This window comes from Thalassolituus sp. UBA2009, from assembly GCF_002335285.1.
Taxonomy (GTDB): Bacteria; Pseudomonadota; Gammaproteobacteria; order Pseudomonadales; family Oceanobacteraceae; genus Venatoribacter; species Venatoribacter alkanivorans.
Genome location: NZ_DDCJ01000058.1, coordinates 134,621 through 137,424 on the forward strand (window position 1 = coordinate 134,621; position 2,804 = coordinate 137,424).

Annotated in this window: 4 protein-coding genes; all 4 read left to right on the forward strand. The window is 54.1% G+C overall.

The genetic code is table 11. The features are described 5' to 3' along the window. Positions 1-144: 144 nt before the first annotated feature. Positions 145-396, forward strand: a complete 252-nt coding sequence (locus B3P58_RS06690) for a DUF4404 family protein (RefSeq protein ID WP_225692190.1) — start codon at positions 145-147, stop codon at positions 394-396. Positions 397-479: 83 nt separating this feature from the next. Next, positions 480-914, forward strand: coding sequence for an HPP family protein (locus tag B3P58_RS06695; protein ID WP_145469761.1), 435 nt, complete (start codon positions 480-482; stop codon positions 912-914). Positions 915-1,137: 223 nt separating this feature from the next. Then, the gene (locus tag B3P58_RS06700; RefSeq protein ID WP_222428580.1) at positions 1,138-1,836 is read left to right on the forward strand and encodes a helix-turn-helix domain-containing protein; all 699 of its coding nucleotides are present in this window, start codon (positions 1,138-1,140) and stop codon (positions 1,834-1,836) included. A gap of 78 nt (positions 1,837-1,914) precedes the next feature. Further along, on the forward strand, positions 1,915-2,804 hold an 890-nt coding region (locus B3P58_RS06705; RefSeq protein ID WP_286716574.1), incomplete at its 3' end, for a glycosyltransferase family 4 protein.

Sequence of the window (2,804 nt, forward strand, 5' to 3'; positions counted from 1 at the left end):
ATGGCTGAAGCCTGCGGTATGCCATTCTGCTTTCACGCGCTCTACTGAACAGGCTTTCTTGATTTGGATTAGCACCTGAGCCGCTGCAGTTGTTAGACTGACAGCAACAGTATGAACAGGCTTTAACCCAAGGAAGTTGCTTCTATGCCTCAACAAGATCTCAAACAACAACTGCAACAGCTGCACGAGACCCTGCAACAGAATCCCCAGCTGGACGATAGCAGTCTGGAGTTACTGCACAGCATTGCCCGTGATATCAATGCCATGGATAACAGTGATGCGGCTGATATCGGCGAGCGGGTGCAGGAGCAGGCGATTCGTTTTGAGCAGGAACATCCGACCTTAGCGGGTATTCTGCATCAGATAGTGGATACGCTGGGGCGCATTGGCGTCTGAGCGCTGTACCGGGTACTGTACGTTGTGTGCCGGTGTCAGTATCCGGTACAGCGACCTGCGGAATTCGTTTTGAGGGAACAGCTATGCGCCATATGCCTACGATTGCAGAAATTATGACGGCGTTTCCGGTTCATGTGGAAGAAAGTCTGCCACTGGCCGAAGCCGCGGAACTGATGAAATCTCATAACTGCCATCACCTGCCGGTTATGGCCGAACATGAGGTTGTCGGGTTACTGACCATCGAAGACCTCAAACTGGCACAACAGCCGGGTCATACCTCCAGCGATCTCGGAGACCTGAGTGCCGGTGATATGTGTCGCCGGCAGATTAAACAGGTTGATCTGCATACCCGGCTGGATGTCGTTCTTATGGGGATGGCAGAACAGCATGTTAATGCGGTGCTGATTATGCGTAATGATCGTCTGGCCGGAATCCTTACCAGTCAGGATGCCTGTCGCGGCTTTGCCCGCTGGCTGCAGAAAGAATACCTTCCGAGTGATGATCCGGGCGTAGCCTGAGGCGGCGCTTTCTCCGTAGTGGCCTCCGGTACTGCAGTTCCGGAGGTGCACCGCCTTGGAACATATCCATATTCCATTGTTTACAAATAGCGCATTTTTTCACGCTTTATCCTTCTTTTTCTTTGTCTTTCCGGCCGTAATCAGCCGTTTTTAAGCGCATCCTGAACAAAATAAAAACATGGTACGGAGTTTGCGAAAGGCTGATTATCAGGAGGAGCAGCCTATGTATAAAATTGCCGATATTCAGGATTACCGTCAGCCCGTTATGCCCGTTTCATCCATGCCATCGGCCTGGCTGAACAGCGTGACCGAAATTATTGAAAGCCGTTACCACGATGAGGACAGTATCCAGCAGCTGTTGTTGCTGGTGGCCGAAAACAGCGGACTGAATAATGTTTCCGTAGCCTTACCGGATTCTCCCAGCCGTTTTAAAGCTCAGTACTGTTCCACCGGAGTCAGTAACGGTGTTTACAGTTTCGCCGTACAGCATGCCCTGTGCCGTCAGTTTGAATCACGTGAGTGGTTGGTGATTAAAGATGGCAGCGAGCGCCCTGAGCGGTTCGAACCTTTTATCGATTCTTTGTGTCAGCAGGATCGCTGTCTGCTGGTGCCACTGGTGTTGCGCCAGTCGGTGCTGGCGGTGCTGGTGATGGATCTGCGTGGTGCACGGGCAGACCATATCGATCTGGCGCTGGTGAATTTTCTTGGTGCGCAGATTGCCCATATGCTGGCCACCCAGGTGGTGCCGAATTTCAAAACACTTTATGCCCGCCCTTACCAGCGGGTACAGGCCGATGAACTGAGTGACATTCAGTCGGCAATTGCCAAATGCAGCGGAAATAAGACCATGGCAGCGAAAGTGCTCGGCCTGACGCCGCGTCAGCTGCGTTATCGCTTGTCCAAACTTTCCGGCGAGTGCTGACACTCCTTCCTCTCTTCATAAAACTGTCATGGGTTAAGCGTCACACTGGTGGAATAATCACCAGAGTGCCGCTTAACCATGGCCAAGATCCGCATTTCGATCGTCACGGAAACCTATGTTCCGGACGTTAACGGCGTTGCCAATTCCCTGCGCCAGCTCCTCAGTGCACTGAACTCTGAACAATTTTGTATTCAGATTATCCGCACGGCACCGCGCAGCGACTGGCTGCCTGAAACCGAAGAAGTCTGGTGCCGTGGCCTGACCATCCCGATGTACCCGGATCTGCAGCTTGGATTACCAGCCCGGCGCCGGGTGGCCAGAGCCTGGCAAAGTTTCCAGCCGGATCTGGTGTACATTGCGACCGAAGGCCCGCTGGGTAACTCTGCTCTGCGCCAGGCCCGTAAGCAGGGTATTCCGGTTATCAGTGCCTTCCACACCAACTTCCATCGCTACAGCAGCTATTACGGCCTTGGCTGGATCAAAACACTGACCCTGGCCTGGCTGCGGCGTTTTCATAACCGCACGGCGGCCACGCTGGTGCCAGCGGGTGAAATCGCAAGCGCATTAAGCAGCGAAGGTTTCCGCAATGTATCGGTGCTGCCTCACGGGGTTGATTGCCAGCTGTTTCATCCGCGCCGGCGCAGCATTGCTTTGCGTCAGCAGTGGCAGGTTGGCGCTGAACCTGTGCTGTTGTATGTCGGACGCATTGCCGCTGAGAAAAATATTCCGCTGGCAATCCGCAGTTGGCAGGCGTTGCGGGCGCAGGGGAACAATGCCCGTCTGATCATGGTGGGTGATGGTCCTATGCGGGCGGAGCTGGAGCGAGAACATCCGCAGATTATCTTTGCCGGTGTGCAAACCGGTGAAACGCTGGCGCGTTATTTTGCTTCAGCCGATGCCTTTATCTTCCCCAGCCAGACAGAGACTTTTGGCCTGGTAACGCTGGAGGCGATGGCCAGTGGTTTGCC